17 protein-coding genes and 2 pseudogenes are annotated in these 21146 nt (G+C 43.1%); 2 read left to right on the forward strand and 17 right to left on the reverse strand.

Annotated elements, in window-relative coordinates:
* Positions 1-22: 22 nt before the first annotated feature.
* From IEY34_RS04330 to IEY34_RS04360, 7 genes are all read right to left on the reverse strand, one after another.
* The gene (locus IEY34_RS04330; protein WP_189008128.1) at positions 23-2335 is read right to left on the reverse strand and encodes an FAD-dependent oxidoreductase; all 2313 of its coding nucleotides are present in this window, start codon (positions 2333-2335) and stop codon (positions 23-25) included.
* Positions 2336-2396: 61 nt separating this feature from the next.
* Positions 2397-3299, reverse strand: coding sequence for a carbohydrate ABC transporter permease (locus IEY34_RS04335; protein WP_189008131.1), 903 nt, complete (start codon positions 3297-3299; stop codon positions 2397-2399).
* 12 nt (positions 3300-3311) lie between these two features.
* Positions 3312-4205 carry a carbohydrate ABC transporter permease gene (locus IEY34_RS04340; RefSeq protein WP_189008134.1) on the reverse strand — a complete coding sequence of 298 codons (894 nt, stop codon included), beginning with the start codon at positions 4203-4205 and terminating at the stop codon, positions 3312-3314.
* 179 nt (positions 4206-4384) lie between these two features.
* Positions 4385-7741 (reverse strand): golvesin C-terminal-like domain-containing protein, encoded by a 3357-nt coding sequence (locus IEY34_RS04345; protein WP_189008137.1) that lies wholly within the window; start codon positions 7739-7741, stop codon positions 4385-4387.
* A 132-nt stretch (positions 7742-7873) separates the two neighbouring features.
* On the reverse strand, positions 7874-10630 hold the full coding sequence (locus IEY34_RS04350) for a glycosyl hydrolase family 95 catalytic domain-containing protein (RefSeq protein ID WP_189008140.1): 2757 nt from the start codon (positions 10628-10630) through the stop codon (positions 7874-7876).
* Between the two features lie 335 nt (positions 10631-10965).
* The gene (locus IEY34_RS04355) at positions 10966-12489 is read right to left on the reverse strand and encodes a sialate O-acetylesterase (RefSeq protein ID WP_189008143.1); all 1524 of its coding nucleotides are present in this window, start codon (positions 12487-12489) and stop codon (positions 10966-10968) included.
* 143 nt (positions 12490-12632) lie between these two features.
* Positions 12633-13322, reverse strand: a complete 690-nt coding sequence (locus tag IEY34_RS04360) for an RICIN domain-containing protein (RefSeq protein ID WP_189008146.1) — start codon at positions 13320-13322, stop codon at positions 12633-12635.
* Positions 13323-13549: 227 nt separating this feature from the next.
* Between IEY34_RS04360 and tnpB the strand changes: the two genes are divergently transcribed.
* Entirely contained in the window at positions 13550-13711 is a 162-nt protein-coding gene (tnpB, locus tag IEY34_RS37660) for an IS66 family insertion sequence element accessory protein TnpB (protein WP_373291147.1), read from the forward strand.
* A 428-nt stretch (positions 13712-14139) separates the two neighbouring features.
* On the opposite strand, the gene IEY34_RS04370 is transcribed toward tnpB, so the two are convergent.
* From IEY34_RS04370 to IEY34_RS04395, 7 genes and pseudogenes are all read right to left on the reverse strand, one after another.
* Complete coding sequence (locus IEY34_RS04370; RefSeq protein WP_268240102.1) at positions 14140-14676, reverse strand: GerAB/ArcD/ProY family transporter; 537 nt, start codon at positions 14674-14676, stop codon at positions 14140-14142.
* Between the two features lie 203 nt (positions 14677-14879).
* A pseudogene (locus tag IEY34_RS37665) lies at positions 14880-15118 on the reverse strand (Ger(x)C family spore germination C-terminal domain-containing protein).
* Positions 15119-15493: 375 nt separating this feature from the next.
* Entirely contained in the window at positions 15494-15784 is a 291-nt protein-coding gene (locus IEY34_RS37670) for a spore germination protein (RefSeq protein WP_373291148.1), read from the reverse strand.
* Positions 15745-16221, reverse strand: a complete 477-nt coding sequence (locus IEY34_RS36555; RefSeq protein ID WP_229757468.1) for a spore germination protein — start codon at positions 16219-16221, stop codon at positions 15745-15747. Before IEY34_RS36555 ends, IEY34_RS37670 begins: the two co-directional genes overlap by 40 nt.
* Entirely contained in the window at positions 16163-16420 is a 258-nt protein-coding gene (locus IEY34_RS37675) for a spore germination protein (RefSeq protein WP_189008740.1), read from the reverse strand. Before IEY34_RS37675 ends, IEY34_RS36555 begins: the two co-directional genes overlap by 59 nt.
* Entirely contained in the window at positions 16321-16701 is a 381-nt protein-coding gene (locus IEY34_RS04390; RefSeq protein WP_189008157.1) for a spore germination protein, read from the reverse strand. The genes IEY34_RS37675 and IEY34_RS04390 overlap by 100 nt, the downstream gene beginning before the upstream one ends.
* A 249-nt stretch (positions 16702-16950) precedes the next feature.
* Positions 16951-18429 carry an alpha-L-fucosidase gene (locus IEY34_RS04395; RefSeq protein ID WP_189008160.1) on the reverse strand — a complete coding sequence of 493 codons (1479 nt, stop codon included), beginning with the start codon at positions 18427-18429 and terminating at the stop codon, positions 16951-16953.
* Positions 18430-18928: 499 nt separating this feature from the next.
* Between IEY34_RS04395 and IEY34_RS04400 the strand changes: the two are divergent.
* A pseudogene (locus IEY34_RS04400) lies at positions 18929-19477 on the forward strand (Tn3 family transposase); the annotation flags it as partial.
* Here the strand turns inward: IEY34_RS04400 and IEY34_RS36560 are convergent.
* The 3 genes from IEY34_RS36560 to IEY34_RS04410 all read right to left on the reverse strand — a co-directional run bounded on the left by IEY34_RS36560 (position 19468) and on the right by IEY34_RS04410 (position 21132).
* Positions 19468-19773, reverse strand: coding sequence for a TnsA endonuclease C-terminal domain-containing protein (locus IEY34_RS36560; protein WP_268240103.1), 306 nt, complete (start codon positions 19771-19773; stop codon positions 19468-19470). The pseudogene IEY34_RS04400 and the gene IEY34_RS36560 overlap by 10 nt on opposite strands.
* Before the next feature lie 27 nt (positions 19774-19800).
* Positions 19801-20292, reverse strand: a complete 492-nt coding sequence (locus IEY34_RS36565) for a TnsA endonuclease N-terminal domain-containing protein (protein WP_229757470.1) — start codon at positions 20290-20292, stop codon at positions 19801-19803.
* A gap of 246 nt (positions 20293-20538) precedes the next feature.
* Complete coding sequence (locus tag IEY34_RS04410) at positions 20539-21132, reverse strand: YdeI/OmpD-associated family protein (RefSeq protein WP_189008164.1); 594 nt, start codon at positions 21130-21132, stop codon at positions 20539-20541.
* Positions 21133-21146 lie beyond the last annotated feature (14 nt).

Consider the following 21146-nt stretch of genomic DNA (forward strand, 5'->3'; position numbering starts at 1 on the left):
CTTCCATATTTTTTCCTGTACACTACGTGTAACAACGGACTTCGCAAATCGCCGCTGAAGGATCCCCATTCGTCGCTTCCACGACGATGCGAATCTGAGTCGTTGCAATTGGCTGATCGAGAACGTGCTTTTGCAATCGATGGTAATTGTTTACCACATTAGCCAAGTTCATCCATCTCCCTCCAACCCATGCCTCGACTTTGTACTGTTTAGGACACTGCGGATCACGGTAGAATGGGCCGTAATTATGAAGTTCTCTGTACACATGCCCTGGGAACGTTAAGTGTACTTCCGATAAGGTTTGTAGACTCTCCCACTCCAAAGCTAGCCATTGACTAAGCGGTTGATTCGGATCGGAGCGCCATACATTCGTCGAGCCGTGAGGACGAGTAACGCCAGTGATGACTTGATCTGGCTCAAACGCAGGTTGCGGTGGTGAAATTCGAAAGCTTAATGTCCCGCCATCTCTCTTATAACGTCGCATTCTGCCTGCACCCATATCGTTGGCAGCTGTATGACCAGGGATAGCCGTACCAGCTGAGTGCCAAATGACGTTAGGATTACTATCAAGATCTAAACGGATATATGTACCCGCCTTACGACCGTGCGTTAATTGCAGCGGCCAATTCACCCATACGCTTTGCGCATTCGCATGCACACTCAATTCAACTTCGGCAAGAGGCTCTCCCGGAATCGTCCTGTAATCCCAAATATGGTTGATTGCAGACACGTACGCTTTCACGATTTGCTGCGTATTCGTCAGATTGGTTAGGCAGAAAGAAAGCGATTCAATGGTTTCCGTACCCACTGCAATCCATTGACCCCTTCGATGTGCCAGAGGCTCAGTTTCAGTAGTCCTGATATTCTTCTCACGCTGCGTACGAAGTCCGAACGTAAAGTCTTCAGTTTCCGGTCCTGCTCCGTAAACTAGCGCCGAACTACTTGCGGATACCTTAGCTGAAGATGCTACATCGCGTACTTCTTCATTGCGGATATTCGGTAGGAAGCAACCGTCTCGAAGAAGCGTTTGTTGAACATCATGAATAGCATCCTTATAAATATCATGAACGGCAATCCCTTTATCTAGAGCGATTGCGGCACCTATGCCTACAGCTTGCCCCATCAACGCGGTGGTAGCCATTACACGTACCGTACCTAGTGCCGCATGCGTAACGCTTACGTTGCGCCCCGCCATCATCAGATTATTAACGTCTTTCGCAACCAACATTCGGAATGGAATTCCGTATGGGCCACAATAACTTTTCCGAGCGTATTCCGACGTTTCCGCATATCCTTCCGCGCTTGCAGGTTCTGATGTAGGAGCTAGCAAACCTCCAGGCGTATGCAGATCTATAAACCAACCACCGTATGCCACTTCATCCGGGAATACCACATTATTAGCTGGATCATGTTCGGTCATAAAATATTGGCCAATGACTCTGCGACTTTCTCTTTTGCCCGGCACCTGGCCAATCCAATCGAGCGCATAGTTAGCAGCCTTCTCCTTCAACTCGGGATCTTTATTTTTCATCCAGTCCCATATACCGAGCGTATGTCGGGTAAGCTCGTGCCGGATCGTCTCATTGTCATAAATGGTATTCCAAGGAACACCGATTTCGATCCACCAATAACCCGATTCAAGTTCGTAGAAAGTACGTCCTTGTTTATAGAAATAATCAGGATTCTCATGCTTAATTGCCCACTCCGGCGCTTCAAAAGGAATAGGTCGTCCCATATTGACAGCACGGAAATGAATAGAGCTGCCCATTGTATCACTGCTTGCCTCTAGAGGCGCATGCGGTTCTTGGAATTCATCGAAGCCTTCGCTTCCCCAACGCCACTCGCAACCAGCCTTATCTGCAACGATCGCATCTCCTGTACAGTCGATGAAGATATCGCCTTGGATATGAAGCACCGTTTCCGCATTAGCGACAATGGCCTTGATCGACTTTATCGTTCTTTCGTCTGACTTCTCTACTTCTGTCACCATTGTGTTCAAATAAAAAGTAAGATTCGGCGTACGAACAGCCATATCGTACATCACCATGTCTGAAACACTATTAATTTTCCCGTTTTCACCTATGGTTTCATGATTGCGTGCTCTCTCTTCAATGGTGATTTCCGAGATGATTCCGGTTTCTCTAGCGTAGGCATGGAAGGCAGCCGCTCCATGCGGCGTTACCCGAATTTCGGAAGAGGCATTGCCGCCAAATACCGGACGATCGTGAATTAGAACCGTGCGCGCTCCTTGACGGGCAGCCGCAACCGCAGCACAAAATCCAGCTAATCCCCCACCACAAACGACGACTTGGTAAACTTCCGATTTAATTTTCATTTTGTGTGTCTCCTTTGTTTCAAGTGTGTAGGGCAATAGTTTTATTATTTCTATTATCAAGTCAGCCTTTTATCCCCGTGCCGGCAATTCCCTCCACAAACCAGCGCTGACAAATTGCGACAATAATGACGAGAGGAGCAAAGGCAGAGACGGAGGCCGCCATGATCAGCGGATAGTCTGTACCATTCTCGTCCGTGTAGCTCGTCAATCCTAACGGGATCGTAAACAAGTCGCGATCTCTAAGTAAAATAAGCGGATTTTCGTATTCATTCCAATGCCAGGTGAACGTTAGAATCAACAATGTCACTATAGCCGGTTTGACCAAAGGCACTGAAATTTGCCAGAACATCCTCCAATATCCGGCCCCGTCTATTTTGCTGGACTCGAACAACTCATTAGGCAGCGTACTGAAAAATTGCCTCATCAGGAATGTCCCCAAGACGGTAAACATGCCGGGTAGAATAATAGCTTCATGCGTGTTAACGAGATGCAATCGATCGAACAAAATAAATCTCGGAACAAACAAAACTTGAGCCGGAATAATCATCGTAGCCAAGTAAGCCAAGAATATCGTATCTTTATACTTGAATCTCAGCTTGGCGAATGCGAAACCGGCTAATGAGCTTGTAACAAGGGACCCTAGTACTTGAAGAAACGTGATCTTCACCGAATTGAGATAGAACACATAGAATGGTGCCGACCCCGTCCAAACCTTCTTATAATTGGACCAATCGAACTTTTTCGGAATTATTCGAATCGGAATCTCGAAAATATCTGCGGTGTTCTTAAACGAAGAGGACAAGGTCCATAGAAAAGGAAACACCATCATCACTGCGAAACCTAGCATCAAAAGTGTCATAACGCTTTTGATAAGCTTATTCCTCCGTGTCCTATTTCGTATAATTATGCTGTTGTGAATCGTATTGATTCGGGTATTGCTTTGAGTTTGGCTTTGGGTTTGCATCTGTTTTCCCTCCTAAAACTGATCCTGCCATTTCTTTTGAGTTCTCCATTGAACAAGCGTTACGAGGAAAATGACCAAGAACAATAGCCAGGAAACCGTTGATGCATAGCTCATTTGGTTCATTTTAAATGCCAGTTCATAAATATGAAGCCCCATGACTTTCGTTGACTCAAGCGGCCCCCCATTCGTCATCACCTGGACGGATCCGAATATCTGGAGCGATCCATTAATTAAGGTGACGGCGATCAAGAAGGTAGTAGGCTTCAGCATCTGCACAGTAATATTAGTAAACTGCTTGATTGCAGAAGCTCCATCGATAGAAGCTGCCTCGTAAAGATCCTTGGAGATACCTTGAATTCCCGCCATATACAAGATCATCACATATCCAATGTAAGTCCAAACTGTCATGATGCTAATTGCGATCAAAGCCGAATCTGGACTGGCTAGCCAACCTGGCGGATGCGATATGCCGATTGCTCGAAGCACGGCATTAATAGGCCCTTCAGAAGAATTGTACATAATTCTCCAAACAACAGCGACGGCAACTATACTGCTCATATATGGAATAAAAATGAGCGTACGGATCATTTCTTTCAAATAAACTTTATTGTTCAATATCGAAGCTAATAGCAAGCCGATTCCCATCGCCGTGGGGACTGTCATAATGGAAAAGACTACGTTATGCTTCAAGGAAAGCAACACCGCCTCATCATGAAACAGCCTCTTAATATTATCCAGCCCTACAAATACCAAACCTTTAAACCCCTGTAAATAATCCCAATCCGTAAAAATTAAGACAAAGCTGAATAGTAAGGGAAACAAAATAAAAGTAATAAAGCCTAGCAAATTCGGAAGGATAAATAAATATCCAGCTACGTTCTCTCTCGTTTTCTCTTTGAGTCTCATAAACGCTACCTCTCTTTCTCTTTATTTGCCCAGTATAATTGAATAGCGGGCTTGCATGAATGGGATAAACCATGTAGAAACAGTGAAATCCTTTGATCTTTTCATCAAAAATACGAACAAAAGTCCCGTGTCTGTTAAAAGACAGCGGGACTTTTCGCTTATTCAACTAACTATTATTCTCAATCAGCTCTAACAAACTTTACGGCATCTGCCCTGAGACTTTTATTGCCCCGGGTGATCTTCACATAGTTGGATTGCCCAGGCGTCATCGTGTAAGTACCCATATACTTCCAGCCTGAAGTACCAGTGGAATAATCCTCATAGCTTGTACTGGTAGTACCGTTATGAACCACCTCTACCTTCGTATTGGTATCGGAGGTGCTATGAATGGGCTTATAGATAAAGACTTCATAAGTTCCACCTACAGTCATGGGAGCGGTCCATTGCGCTGAGGCACCGCTGCTGCCGCTGTTCCTGACCGTGCTTCCTTTATAGCCGGTTAGGCTGCTGTTTGTCCATGACCCGCTTACTTCAGTGTAGTTGGCATCTCCATTATCCACTACCGAGGTATCTCCACCTGTGTCTAATACGATGCTCCACAGTTGATTGTCGTCTCCAACGTATGGTGACTGAATGACCTCTGCACCATCTGCTAGGGAACTGTCTTTAACGGCAGCAGCCATACCGCTGTTCGCATTGATGATCCTATAATAACCATTGCCAGTATCGGCAATCTGCCACCCTTGACTGACAATTCCACCGTATGAAGATTGAATAACTCCCGCACCGCTTACTGCCGCGCTTCCTGCAACATCAACCGCCATACCACTGTTCTTATTTACTAGGCTATAATTGCTGCCGTTATAAATAATCTGCCACCGCTTGCTTTCTCCGCCTATATTCCCCAACTGTACTGCCTTTGCGCCAATATTCATTGAACTATTAGCAACATCCAGTAGTTTCCCGCTCTTCTTGTTGACAATTTTATAATATACCGCAGGGTCAAACGTATTATTTGAAGCTACAAACTTTACAGCATCTGCCCTGAGAGCGTTATTACCTCTGGTGATTTGTACATAGTTGGATTGCCCCGGTGTCATCGCATAAGTACCCAAATACTTCCAGCCAGAAGTACCGGTGGAATAATCCTCATAAACTGCACTCGTAACACCGTTATGAACCACCTCTACCTTGGTATTACTATCAGAGGTGCTATTAATCACCTTATAGATATAGACATCATAAGTGTTGGCTAATGGAATTGGAGCGATCCATTTCGCCGAAGCACCTAAGCCGGCGTACCTAGTAGCGCTTCCATTATAACCAGTAAAGCTGCTGTTAAGCCATGAACCGCTAAGCTCGCTGTAATTAGGGTCATCATTATCCACGATCCTGGTTACTGTATCAACCGGAATCAACCCCGCATCATCTGCATAGGAGACAGCTGCGCCCGAAGAACTCTGCCAAATATAAACCTTTGCGCTTGTATGGCTTAAACCCGTTCTAAACTGCACCTTCTGCCTTGTCCAGTAAGGATAATTTCCAGTTACTTCTTTATAAATTGGAGCATCGCCATATTCCTTAACACCGATCTGTACAGTTTCACCGGAAGGTACCCTTGCCCAAGCGGAATATTCGTAGGTTGTATTGGGCTGCAAACCGGTTATCAACTGTTCTACCCCATTCTGCCCGCTGCCAAGCTTTAAACTTCCAACAGTTGACCTTACTTCTCTATTATCGATTCCCATAACATCGAAAGTTGATCTATACCAAACTGCCGTTGCTGCACCAGTTTTTGTCCATGAATCCATGCTAAAGTCAAAGAAGGCATTTGTAACCCTATTTTTGTATGGGTTAGTTGACAACATATAGGTAGGATTAGGTGGATTAGCTAAGTTTTGTCCTGTCGGAGGATAGAGATTCTGGTTATACCCTACCGTTGTATTGTTATACCGGAGGGCATCTCCGTCTATCTTGTAGCCCTCAGTTGCGACATTATTGTACATCCGGGTTCCATATCCATCATCATCATGTGCAACGCCAAAAGTACCTCCCATCGTGCCATTCACCATATTATCATACATGAGTACAAAATTAGACGGCTGGCTGGCTTTAATTCCAATGTAAGAAGTATTCCAGACCGTATTGTGGTGGATAACAAAATTGTGGCTGTGCTGGTCTAAATATATGCCGGAAGAGACGTCAGCCGTAACGTCATGTATACGGTTATACCTGATTTCTGTACCTCCGCCATCTTCTTTTACAACGTAAATTGCACCGACATCCTTGTTTATAAGTCCATAATGGCCGAAGTCGTTATACTCGATAATAACCGCATCAATGTTGGATACCTGAATGATATCCCGGCCTGCATTGTATACGGTATTATAGCTTATCAAATGTCCTTTGCCCTTTATAAATATGCTTCCGTTGTAAGTTCCCATATAGTTGGCATCATGCAAAAGATTGTTAATAATCTTATTGTCTGTACCAGTAACGACTACAAGATTTCCGGAGCTGTAAGCTAGGCTGGAATCCCTCAAGGTATTGTTGCTGCCACCGACATAAACCCCCGTGTCATCCTTGTAATATGCATTTTGAAGAAGCATCCTATGGGATAAGTATTTTGCGTCTATCCCCTTCACTATATTGTTGGATGAATTGTCCTCCATTCTTATTGTGCCTCCGAAAGTGCTCAGGCCTTCGATATTGACATAAGAAACCCCATTAAGGACTATACAATCATTTCTTTTTTTGATTTGCACATCCAAGGTAGAGGGGTTTACGCCTCCAGGCGCCCACAAATACATGGTCTGGGTACTGCTGTCATAGAACCATTCCCTTTCGGCATCAAGCTCGCTGAATAAATTGAATACAAAGAATTCCCTGCCGGCATATGGACTTAGATTGGAGCCGTAAGAGTAAGACGGAATCTGTCCTAATGTAATTTCATCTCCGCTTGAAGCGGTAATAGAAGTCGTTTGAGCCACCCATGTGCCCTTAAGCCAAACGTATCCACCCATCCAGTAATTTGTAGGTTTGTTAAGAACTGAATCTTTAATTGTAAAGTCGCTGCCACTATCCATTTGTACCTTGTTCAGATTGTAGAGGTTGGTGTCCGTCCGGTTGGGGTACCGGGCTATTTGCATCAACTCACCATCAACTAACACCTGGTTCTCCATTCCCAGATTCCAATTCATCGGCGCTTTGTATATGTTTCCGGAATGAAGCGTCCACCCGGTAACCTTTTCAGTGGCGCTTATCGTTACCGTTTCGCCGGTATAAGACTTATAAGTGATTGGGTTCCCTGCTGTACCAGATGTTGTAGGCTGAATGACTTCCTTGTATGTACCTCCTCTGATGATACATGTATCACCTGCAGCCATTACACTTGTAGCCTTGGCGATGGTCTTGAACGGACTGCTTAATGTGCCTGGATTGCTGTCGTTGCCGGTTGTGGCTACGTAGTAGGTGTTTCCTGCCGCCTGCGTCGCCATAGGCATTCCAAAAACAGTACCGAAGAATAAAAGCAACACCACCATTACACCTGAAATTCCTCTTTTTAACATAAACCTTCAACTCCTTCGTATTTTTTTTTTGATTTATAGTAGCTGGAAACAAGTAAATTGTTTCCAGCAAATCAAAACAATTTTATTTATAACTTTTCCCTATGGCATATAGGTATAAACACCGCTGCTATCCAACGTAAATGGGATAACCGACGTTCCATACCTTATAGTTCCTGTATCGTTTGGAGAACCCTTAATTACAGCTTTCGTGAGGCTCCCGCTAGTCCAGTCCATATTAACAGTGAAATTTCCTCTGGCTTTAAGTCCTTTCACACTGCCACTGGGCCAATTTGACGGCAACGCCGGTAAAAGATGTATTTCCTTAGCGTAAGTGCTTTGAATGAGCATTTCAGCAATACCCGAGGTAAAGCCTAAATTACCATCAATCTGGAAAGGTGGATGAAAGTCAAATAAATTTTTATATATCTTATTTTTAATCTGCATGTTCAGAAGCGTATAGGCACGTTGTCCATCCAAAAGGTTAGCCCATGCGTTTATCTTCCACGCTATACTCCAACCAACGCCTGAATCCCCGCGTCTATTGAGGGATACTTTAGCTGCCTCAGCCAATGCCGGAGTTGTAAGCGGTGAAATCGAATTGCCGGGGAATAGGCCGTACAACTGGGAAATATGCCTGTGAGTTACTTCTTGCTCTGTATAATCACCCTGATACCACTCCCTGATTTGCCCTAAGCTGCCAATTTGCGGCTGCGGTATTTTAGCAACAGCGGTTTGAAGCTGCGCTCTAAACGTGCTATCCACACCAAGGATCGTACTTGCCGTTATGGTATTATTGAAAAGTTCTTCAATGATCCTGTGGTCCATCTCCGTACCTGCAGAAATCTGATAGGAAGCACCGTTATATTTAAATGAGTTCTCAGGAGATGTTGTAGGCGTTGAGATTAAAAAATTGCCCGATGGCGTAAGGAAATTAAGATAAAATTGTGCTGCTTCCTTCAGAATCGGATATCCTTTGGTTGCTAGGTAGTTGATATCCCTAGTGAAGCTGTAGTATTCCCATACATCCTGGCTAAGCCATCCGGAACCACCCATGAAAAGCCCGCTCACAGCCGGAGTGTAAGGCATTGTGAAGCCCCAAACATCTATCTTCTTGGATGCAAACCAGCCTGTCGAGATATTAAAATAATTTTTGGCCGTTTCCCTGCCACTAGGTCTCATACTGTCAATGAAATCTATCATTGGCATATGGGTTTCGGTCAGATTGGTAACCTCTGCAGGCCAGTAATTCATGTTAAAGTTGATATTGAAACAATACATGCTGCCCCATTGTGGCGTATTACTGTTGTTCCATATTCCCTGAAGGTTGGCAGGCTGACCGCCTTGTCTGGAACTGCTGATCAACAGGTAACGTCCATACTGGAATAACAAACTTTCCAGCCCTGGATCAGCGGAACCGTTCTTATAATTGGTCAATCGTGTGTCGGTAGGGACGGCGTCCATATTGGTCCCCTTCAAATCAAGGCTGACCCTGTCGAATAGATTTTTATAATTCGAGGTATGTGTTGACTTGAGCTGTTCATATGTCTTGTTTCCGGCGTTATTTACAGCACTTGTTACATCCTCTGCATAATCCGTATTTCCGGCATAGTCCAGCCAATTATTGGTGTATGTGGTAGAAGTGGACATGAGTATGGTAACGCTGTCCGCATTGGTCACACTCGCAACATTGGAAGCTATGGACTGGGAACCGCCGCTTGGCAGTATCTTAATCCTGGTCTGGAAACTAAGGGCACCGGTATTGTTTTGCCCATCGACAATCAACGTATTGTTTCCGCTTGAAGATTGTACGATATTATATTGGGGACTAGCCATTGACACCTGGGTCGTAATGGACTGCGGAGAACTGCTGGTGAGCCTTATGACCATCACGTTGTCAGGGTAGCTGGAAAAATACTCTCTTGTAAACGTTCTACCATCCTTTACATACGAAACTTTGGCAACTCCAGTATTAAGGTTCAATTCACGAACATAATTACTTATACCTGATTCATGTCCTGCAAATATCAGATTGATATCGCCAAGGTTCTGGTATTCTCCAAAATCCTCTGGCGTATCTTTAAGCCAATTTTTAACATGCGTATTGGCAGAAGCAAAATCATTGTTGTTCAGGGCCGTTTTTATCTGTGAATATTCTGTGTAGTTGGTTGGTGTAGTCTGTACCTTTTGCCCGCTAAATATAGTTGCTTCATTCACCTGGACTCTGTCAACGCCGGTGCCGCCGAAAACCATTCCCCCAAGCTTGCCGTTACCTATCGGGAGTGCTTCGGTTTCCCAGTTAGCAGCAGGTGCGGAGTACCATAGGCGCAATGATTGACGTTGGTTCACCAGTCTTATAGCGTCCAAGCCAAGCGTATACCCAGTGCTGCTGAAATTCTTGCCAGTTACCGAGAATCTAAATGTTTGGCTTCCAGCAGAAGTAAAGTTGACTGTACCATGATTAACTTCTGTATATAGAGGAGTACTTGAATAAAGATCCACGATACCGCCCTGGTTGATGCCACTGATAGATAACTGGTAAGAACCTCTTGTGTTCACCTTTTTGTTTTTCACATATATGGTGTATTCACCTGGAGCAGGGACATTCACCGTGTATTCGACGTATGCTCCGACAGTAGATGTTGACAGCATATTCCAAGCGCCGGCACTGCTATTTGAATCTAGATAATTAACCAACGTACCACCTGATACAATTCTGGTAACGCTTTCACATTCATAGATAGCTTCTGCCGACGTTTCGGAAGCGCTCGCATACTTTCCGTCAATAAAAGAAACAAGTAACAGAATGACAATCAAAATCAGGCTGTTCCTCTTCCTTCTGACACTGTCCATAAGCATTCATTCACCACTCTTCCCTTATATGTATTTCCACTTTAATTGAAAAGAGTACCCGAATACATGGGTAAAACAGTGAAAAAACAGTGATGTCCTTTGAACTTCGCCCTGGCGCCACTAGGGAAGTTACATAATTGACGCTTAATCCAGTTCAAGATCCCGCTCTCATCTAAATTTAAATATCCGACCAATTGTTAACCTGCTATTACTTTGATGTGAACTCCCATCTCAAGCATCAAATTTTTTTTGCTCGGGATGGGAGTGTTCCTTCTGCCATTGATGCAATATTTAACAATAAGTTATTAATTTCCTTACACGATCAGTAAGGCTTTCGGTCGTTAATGCTTCGTTGTAAACGGGCTGGCTGGAAGTCCCGCCTGATTGAACAAATTAGGATTTTGAGGATCCATACTGTACGCGTAACGCACATAGACGGGAGATGGAACGGAAGCAGCAGTTACTTCGACGGTGTTGTTTGAAGGATTGATCACCGCTGTGGCGGGTGTAAAGATCCCATTCGAACCCGCAATCTCGAATTCTTTTAGGGTTCCGCCGCTCGTGTGTCCATATACGTCCTTGATCATGAGGCCGCCGCCGATCGATTTAGCTTCAAATTCAACAATCATTTTGTTGCCGTTTATGGTTGCGTTCTTGAATAACGGACCTGTGAACACGACCGATGACTGACCCAGGACCATATTTTTTGCCAACAAAGACATCCTCTTGCCGATCACATCTTTGCCGGGTGGATGAATGTCGTTAGAAAAACCTAAGTCAGTGTCTAATGTAACGACCATACCGATTTGAGATGGATTCGTTACATTCGTCAACGTAAGACGTTGGGATTCACGTACAGCAGTGAAATCCGAGTTTTTATTACGTGCCAACTGCGCATAGAAGAAGGGCAGATCCGCTTGGCCCCATTGGTTCCGCCAATCATTGATCAACGTAGGGAAGGCTTCCGTATAATTGGTTCCTCGGGAGGCGTCACTCTCCCCTTGATACCACAAAACTCCGGCTATTTTATACTTGGTTATCGGAGCTACATGGGTATTATAAATGTTTCCATTATCTGCCGTGAAGTTCGGCGAGTTGTTTTCCGGTGCGCTGCGAATCCATCTCGCTATAACGGTGTTTCCCCAGGCAACCGACATAAGCCCGATGGGGACATTCGGATTTGCTTGCAGCATTTGTTCTGCAAAAAAGAGGCCGATCAAAGACACTGTCTTGTTATTACCCTCGGATAAGGTTAACCACGAGTTGCTGCTGTCTCTAAGCGGAACATTGAAACGAGCCTCATTGGCATCGATTTGAGCTAGCGAGAAGTGTTTAATCATTGGGTTTGTGGGAAGGGTAGGGATTACTGACGCATACGTGCCGGTAGTGGGATATCTCAACTCCATGTTGGATTGACCTGCAAGCACGAATACATCGCCTACATATACGCCAGAAATCGTCTTCTCATAGCCGCCGCCTTGAATTTTAAGCGTGTAGGGCCCTCCTGCAGGCAGCGGGGATAATGAAGCGGTCCAATTCCCGCCTGCGTCAACGACTGTGTCCTGTTGCGATAGAGAACTTCCATTGGTCAAGCTAACGTTAAGTGTTACCCCGGCAACTCCTTTCCCCCAAATGACATGGTTTTTGTTGCTTTGCAGGACCATATCAGTCGTGAAGAAATTAGGCAGTGTAATCCCTGTTTCGCCATTGGGAACCAGGATGACTTGAAGTTTGGAGTTATCTCCGTTATTTACGATTGACTGAATAAATGGGGCTGAATTGTTTGTCGATGAGCCGAATATACTGAGCTCCTTGCCGCTATTGCGGTTCAAGACCTGATACTTTCCGCCGCCCAGATCAACCAATTTCCATTCATCATCCCCCGTAGGCCCCGCCGAGTAAGACCTTTGGATAATTCTGGCTCCATCGGAGGTAGAATAGCCATAAACGGCAAGGGCTTTACCGCTGTTTCGGTTAATAATCTTGACATATTCTCCGTCTAATTTAACTACGTTCCATAGCTGACTGGACGAGCCGTTATAAGGATTTTGAATAACCCACGCTCGCTCACACTGTTTCCCTCTACATCCATCGCCATTCCCGAATGGGCAACAACAAATTTATAAGTTGAAGCAGGCACTTGTTTGATCATAAATTTCTGCGTATCGCTAGATTCAATTGTCGTTTGAGTCAACGCAGTCCCAGCTTTTTGACTCTCCCCTGGGATATTAAGCGCTTTCCCACTGTTTCGGTTAATTAGCCCATAATATCCCGCTCCCGCGTCTGTTAGCAACCACTCATCATTTGCAACATTCCCGGATGTGTACGTATTTTGAACAACGGTGGCATTGTTCGAAATGGCAGCGTTGTTAACGCTTAACGCTTTGCCGCTGTTCTTGTTAATAATTTTATAATAGTTGCCGTTCAAATTCGTGATTTCCCATTTCGCTTCGTCCATGCTGGCATCCGATCCTTGAATAACCGAAGAACCTTCCTGGGTATTGTTTACCCCTGATACGCCTACGGCTAAGCCGCTATGTTTGGCAGTAATGGTGTAGGTCTCTCCAGAGATAATGCCAGCCGTGGCGGCGTTCGCTGTTTCCGCCGCTCCGAATAATGGGGAAACCAACGCACACAACAAACTTGCCGCAATACCGGCAGCAAACAGCCTACTTTTCCTTTTCCTGATTTCTGCCATTGATAATTTCCTCCATTTTCATTTAGGACATGAACCATCCCGTATCATTTCCATAGAGCATGATGTTTCCGTCTTACTCCACGAAGTACAGCAGGTACGTTTCTATAGGATATTGTAAACCCTTACAATCACCTCCCTGCTCCAACATATTCCATCTACTTTTACATGTAAACATCAAAAACAAGGTAAGCGTCAAATACATCCCACCTGTGCACACTTCAAAGAACATGCGAAACTTGTCCTATCACGGAAACGCGGTTGCCGATCGCGGTCACGGGGGAGATTCCTGCACAAGCCTCTTCGTTTTTTGCAACAAACGGCGAGACAAATTCAAAATTCTGCAATGGGATCACGCAGGATTCTGGCTCTTTACCGTCCGGAGGCGCTAGACCATTTATTGCCTTGGTCACCCAAGATTCCAATATCTTGCAGGGTCTTCAAATCGTAGTTACAACCTAAAACAGCCCTCAACTTGGTGACAATGCGGGGGCTGTTTGATGCTTACGCTATTCGAATCTGGATAATTAGCCAACGTACCGCCTGATACAATTCTGGTAACGCTTTCACATTCATAGATAGTTTCTGCCGACGTATCGGAAGCGCTTGCATACTTTCCGTCAGAAAAAGAAACAAGTAACAGAATGACAATCAATACCAGGCTGTTCCTCTTCCTTCTGACACTGTCAATAAGCATTCAATCACCACTCTTCCCTTATATGTATTTCCAATTTAATTGAAAAGAGCACTAGAATACATGGGTAAAACAGAGAAGAAACAGGGAAATCCTTTGAACTTCTCCCCTGTCGCAATTTCTTTATCACACCGTCACATATTTCTTACGAATATTTGCCACAATCCATAGCAACAATGGAATTCCAATCATGTTAACTGGTAATACGATAGGAATCCAATATCTAGTCACATATTCGATATCCGACACCGTTATATTCGGATACAACCATGCTTGAACGAGTATGATCGGTGCGATAAACCAAATCAGCCCCCTCCAATCTTTGATATGGAGCCACTGCGCAGTCCCATAGCAGCTTATAAAGAAATAGAGAGACATTTTGATGAATACACTAATGATCCAAATTAACACGATAACCACATCGATATTTTCGATAAAACCACCAAAGGATATAAATCTAACCATATCAAAAAACGGATGTATCATATGCGCGGATAACCCCGGCCCAAATACCATAATGACAAAAAGAGTGGATACAATGAATAGGAAGCAAACTACACCAAGTCCTAGCATGGCTCGAACGGGGGCTTCCAAGGGCTGTTTCATAAAGGAAATAAGCATGGACAGCATACAAATCTCCCCAAAGAATGATAAAGGAGACAAAGCCCCATGCCTTCGCCCCCCCCATATAAGTAATATATATGATCCCGGCGATTATGCCTCCTATGCAGGCATCCTGCTGTCCCTCTTTAATATTGGCGGATAATGTAAGGGGGAGCGTATTGCCGCATTGGAATGAAAAGACGATCCAGAACATTTGAATCCCTGTCAAGTTCATTTTTTTCATTTTTGGATCTCATTTTTTTTCAAATATAAAGATGGTCCGGTTGTCCCACTTGTTCCACGTTTAGCTTCACCTTCACGTCAACCTCCGCAGTAGCAAATTTACGCTCCCAGTCACTTTTTAAGGCTTGCCAATCTTTCGGGTATTTTTATGAAACGCCTCACCGAAACCAAAAATATCCATCCCATATCGTTTCTGTACTTTTCTAATCGTCTTCAGAACTTGTGTTTCGGTCTCCTTGTTGAGAATAGCTTCGATCAAGTTAAGATTACTGGTTTACAAGAGATCGAGTGTCGTAGACGATTCTAAAATTGAACCTTTCCCCTCTAATGTTAAATGAAATTGTAAGTGATCCCCGATCAGTTCGGGTTGAATTTTACTCCTCATATGGGTACCGGAATAACTGAAACTTCCAAATCCTTTCCGCTTGCCCTTGCCGTGAAATAATTCTGACCTGATTCCCCTGATATGCTTCTTTTCGGCAGTTTAAATTGGCTCGTTAATATGATATTACCATCCTTTGATAGGTCAAGACCTGAACCTACTGCAAAGGCAACATCATTTAATTCCAAGCGGTCCCAGCATCCGGTCGTAAGAGCTATACACACAGAGAGGACTAAAAAACATCTAATTTTTTTAATCATTTTTTATACGCCCCGTTTTCTCGTCTTTAGGTATGCGGGTATTATTCCTGCTTGAAATGAACGGCAATCTCTTGCTCATTGACCAGCGGGGCGCACGAACCAGCGTATCTTTCAAACCAGATAACACTTGCGGTGCAACGGGAGTTAGGTAGGGAACCCCAAAGGATTCAAGGGTAACCAAATGAATAACCATCGCGAGTGCTGCCAAGACTACGCCATATAGGCCGAATATGCTTCCCAAAATTAATATCGGGAAACGAAGCAGCCTAAAAGCAAAACCCATGATATAGCGAGGAATGGTAAAGGAAGCGAGATGCCTGTTGTTGCAACAACGATAACCATTGGAGCAGACACGATACCAGCTTGCACAGAAGCTTGTCCAATGACTAACGCACCTACAATACTAACGGCTGAACCGATCTGTTTGGGGAGTCTGTGACTTGCTTCACGCAATACTTCAAACATAACTTCCATAATCAGCGCTTCACCAACGGCTGAAAAAGGAATTCCCTCTCTGGCGCTAATAATGCTGAATAATAAATTGGACGGGATTAATTGCGGATTGAAGGTGGAAACCGCAACGTAAAATGCAGGAAGGAACAACGAGACTAGAACCATGAGTAAGCGAAGCATGCGAATACAGCTCATATAAATAAATTTTTCATAATAGACATCTGGACTCTGTAATCCTGACCACAGCGTCATTGGCACAATTAACACCGAGTGAGTCCCCTGTTCGTGTGAGTTCCCCCACCGTAAACGATTGTAATTTAAGCTTGGAACTCCGGATTCTCCTCCGCAATAAACTTGTATTCGTATTCAAGGTTTCCGTAAAGCTTTCTTTAGGTCCGCGAATCGAATACTCAATACTCGGTTCTTGAATAGTCCGTTTATCGAAACCCTGTAATTTGGCAAGAATAGCGTCACCTGCGTCTCCATTACAGCCAAAATCTGTTGCATGAGAGCTTCGCCGCTAGTTTCAACATTACCTAAACCTTCTGGAACACCTTCAAAACTGAGCTTAAGCAAGGCGTTATCCAGAATGTCGGTATTTACAAGTCCGTCAATGTAAACCATCATGATGACGATCTCGCCATCTATTTGAACTTGACGAAATGTAATATCTGAACAATTCCTGAAAATTTCTTTTAACTCTTGCTCCTTCGTATGAATATCGATCTCCGAGTGAACAGGATTCACGAGATCTCCCTCCACTATTTCCAGTCATATCGTACATGTTTAATTAATTTTACATAAATCAAGAATGAAGAATTAAAAAAAGATGACCCCTATGCAATATGCATGACAGGAATCATCTTTATAGAACACAATTAACAAATGAGGCGATAATCCATGAAGATTGAAGAGATCTAGCCATTAGCAGCGCGTGGCGGAGTGGATCAAGCGAGAGTTTGATGTTTTGCAGGGCTCTCTTCATAGAGTTTGTTTTTATTCTAGTTCTGTCTTCAAGCAATTAAAATAGGTTGCAGGAAGTTCTTGTGGAAGTTTTACGGCAAGTACGCCACTGTCTTGCGTAAACTCCAATTTGCCTCCTCCAAGAATTTGTACGCTTTTGACGGTTTCATCATTAAAGCTTTTTAGCACACAAACACCATTTGCAGGAGGACACATGATAAATGAGTAGACATGATTACCCTTACTAGTAAAACGATAATCCGAGCTATTCCAACTTGTCTTCTCTTCAACGTAAGGAACGATTTTCACTAATGTATTTCCTTCACCAGAAACCTTCCATGGGCGTGTTCCATAAATTCCTTCTCCGCATACAACGAACCATTTTGCAAGCTCATCTAATAAATATTTTGCTTCCTCATCAATTGTACCATCAGGTCTTTGAAGAATATTCAATAGCATATTGCCATTTTTAGAAACGATGTCAACTAGCATTTCTAAAATCTGGTCAGTTTTCTTATAGGTCTGTTTGGCATCATAAAACCAATTTCCTATGCATGTATCTGTATGCCAAGGTTTTTCTGTAACTCTCGGCATTTGACTCTTCTCAATATCAAGTATTCCAACATTATAAATTTCCGGTCTTTTATCCTTTTGCAAGTAAACCGCTTGGTTGCTGCCGTTCTTTTCAATTGATTTATTATAATGGTAAGCCAATACTTCAAGCCCAGGCCTATAAGATGGATCTCCCGGTGAAACGACATCTCTATAACCTTGTTCATGCTCCCAGCTGTTGTGATGCGATCCAAAAGGCAAAACTCCATCACTATATAGTAAATCCGGTTGAAATTCATCTATCATTTCCTTGATTGCATCTACCCAATATTGATGGAAGTTCTCGTTTAACGTATACCATGGTCCAATTGTATCGATCCTATCTTGAGCATGTTCATAATTATTATAATAAAAATCAGCATAGTCGGGATCATTTCCATCGTAGGGTAGACCTTTGTAGGGACCATAGTTATCGCTGCCTTTGTTTGTTTTCCACCAACTGAAAGATGCGCCTAAATGCTCTGTCAACCCAAATGGAAGATTATACTTTTTAGCTGCTGTTTGCCAAAGCCTGCATATATCTTTCATTGGACCAATTTGAGTGGAATTAAATCGATTGACTTTGGAGTCATAATTAAAGAAGTTATCATGGTGCGTTGCCAGTGCCACAAAATACCTTGCGCCAGCTTTATAATACAGTTCCATTAACCCCTCTGGATCAAAGTTTTCTGCTTTCCATAGCTTGCAAATGTCCTTATAACCAAATTTTGATGGATGACCATAATGTCTTAAATGGTAATTATATTGAGCCGTTCCTTGTTCATACATATATCTTGCATACCAGTCTCCAAACATAGGAACACTTTGCGGTCCCCAATGACTCCAAATCCCAAACTTGGCGTCTCTAAACCATTCTGGACTCTCATACTGATACAATGACTCAAAAGTTGGCTTAAACATACTATTATCCTTCACTTTCTATTAATTATTTATGTTTCTAGATTAGCTATTTCTACAGTCAGTTCACATCTGTATTATTTGCCAACGCACCACCTGATATAGTCCTAATAACGCTTCGCTTTCACATTCATAGACACTTTCTGCTGCTAAAGAATGGGTTGTCATAATAGGTAGTTCCCCTTTCATTCATATAATCTCAGTATAATTGAAAAGCAAACCTTAAAAAATGGAATAAACTTTAAAAATACAGTGATATTCTTAGAAGTTCTATAAGATTAAGCTTCACGTTAACCAATTTATGAAGTGGATTAATGAACGACCGATGGGGAACATTTGATCGTTTATTGATTAGGTTTTAAGCTTAATTGCGGTTTATATATTTGGGGCTACACGGTCATCCTGCAGATCACTTGTGGGTCCATTCGGTCGGTGCCATAAAGCAAGCAGCACAAATGTCATTGCACTCCCTATATACATGTATATCATTCCATGAGACAAATTCATCAATAAGCTAAAACAGGAAATGATTCAAGGTCTTGAAAAATTAAACGAGGGAATGCCGAAGAACCCTAAAGTACGAATTACTGATAAAGGTAAAGGCTGGATCTCGGTTTCTCCGTTGGAACCGCAAGAAGAGCCGGTTAATTTAATCCGGATCAAAGGTGAAATTACGCGCCGCTGGCCAATGACCAGCTTGCTAGATATTTTGAAGGAAACTGATCTACGTATTTCGTTTACAGAAATGTTCAAGACGGTGGGTCATCGAGAGATATTAGACCGGAATACGCTGCAAAAGCGATTGATCCTATCTCTTTACGGTTTGGGAACGAATACCGGTTTAAAGCGTGTCAGCGCCGGTGATCATGGTGAAAGCTACAAAGACCTTCTTTACGTCCGGCGTAAATTCATTCACAAGGATAACCTTCGCAACGCGATTTCCGAAGTAGTAAATGCTATTTTCAAAGTACGAATGCAGGAAATATGGGGTGAGGGAACAACTTCTTGTGCCCCCGATTCTAAGAAATTTGTGGCATGGGATCAAACCATTGCTCCTCCTGTGATGATTAATGGTTTCGACATTCTAATTTGTTGATTCATCATGTCAGTATGCCACCGTTTGTTAGCTAATTGGTGTTTTAGAATGAACATGCACGATCCTTCCTCTAGCCCAAATTGTTTATCCGCTTGCTGATATAGTTTTTGAATAGTGCTTTGACCGTTATTTTTTATAAGTAAGTGAAGGAATGCCTCTGAGATATTCTCGACCACTTCTGCGTCTAATCCATTTCTACTATCCAAAAACTTACCATCATACATCCATTCCACATTATTCACTAGATTCATAGGCAAATGTGTAGAAAGAATAATACCTCAGTTGATGCCTTGCTCCTCAAAAAAGGTTTTCTCTATTTGAAAAAGTTCTATGGTCCTCGGGGTTAAATCACTAGGTGGCTTAACGGTTCTAACAATATCTTCTAATCCTTTCTCCGTCTCAATTGTGATATTAAAATCGGTCGTTGCAATAACAGGAACATTATCTTGATGTGCGTGCTTAATATTCAATTGGTCTGCAATTTCAATGCTCCGTTCAATCGGGGTAAGAGGGTATTGTTCTCTTATATCAACAACAGCATCCGACCAGCTTAACACCATAAGATAGCGGCAACAGCATTCTCCTTTAGAAAGAGTGTGGTGTATTCTATCAGTTTTCCATCCCAACTCCCTAATAAGATATCCTTCAGAAGGTGCTTTATTGTCACTTACTTGTATGAAAGGCTTATAATCCTTTCCATATCCTTGACCTCTACCGTCCTTAAGTCTATTCATCTGCGTTTTGAGTATAGTACTACCTCTATTCATCATTCTTTCCCCCCTAAAATAAAATAGGCGTTCACCCAAAGGAGTGAACGCAGCTGCTAACTAAGGACAAATGTCCTAAACATCTTGGTACTATACAATCTTGCCAAATGGGTTACTTTCTATATTTCGAAACTTTGTTTGTTACTTCAAAACTATATTTGTCACTTCAAAACTTTATTGTCTACTTCAAAACTTATTTGTCACCCGATATTCGCTAAACTGACAACTTACGTTGGGTTTGCACACACCCTAATCATTTAATCCCTTTCCATCGAGTATTTGCGAGATACATTTTTCAACCCTAGATTCTCGCGTTTTGGATTGTTTGGGAGCAGAAAAATGAAGAAGGTAGGCTCTTTGCCGTCCGGGCGTCAATGCTTCAAAAGCCGTTTTCAAAGCCGGGATTTCATCGAGCTTATTTTGAAATTCATCAGGCATTGTGAATTCTGTACTCTTTTTAAAATTGACTTCCAAACCGGCTTTTTCAACTTCAATAGCTTCATATATATAGTCTTTTAGGGTGGTTTCCATTGCTGCTATTTCTCGAACATCCGTGAACCGAATCTGGCGCGCCGCCTGTACATTCTCCGTTTGTTGGATTAGGATGCCATGGGCATCTTTCAACAAGGCACCTTTGTGAAACAATAGAGCACAGTATTGTTTAAATCCATGTATTAAAACAATGTTTTTATCCTGAAACGTGTAACAAGGATGCATCCACTTAAATTCTTCGGTCAGCTCACAGTCAAGAACGATATTTCTCAACTTCTCATATTCTTCCTTCCAGGTTTTAGCCTTATTTAAAAAACCATCAACCTTAGGATTCAAATGACTAGTTGTCATCAAAGCCCCCCCTT

The sequence above is a fragment of the Paenibacillus marchantiophytorum genome (genome assembly GCF_014640555.1).
In the GTDB taxonomy this organism is placed as follows: Bacteria; Bacillota; Bacilli; order Paenibacillales; family NBRC-103111; genus Paenibacillus_E; species Paenibacillus_E marchantiophytorum.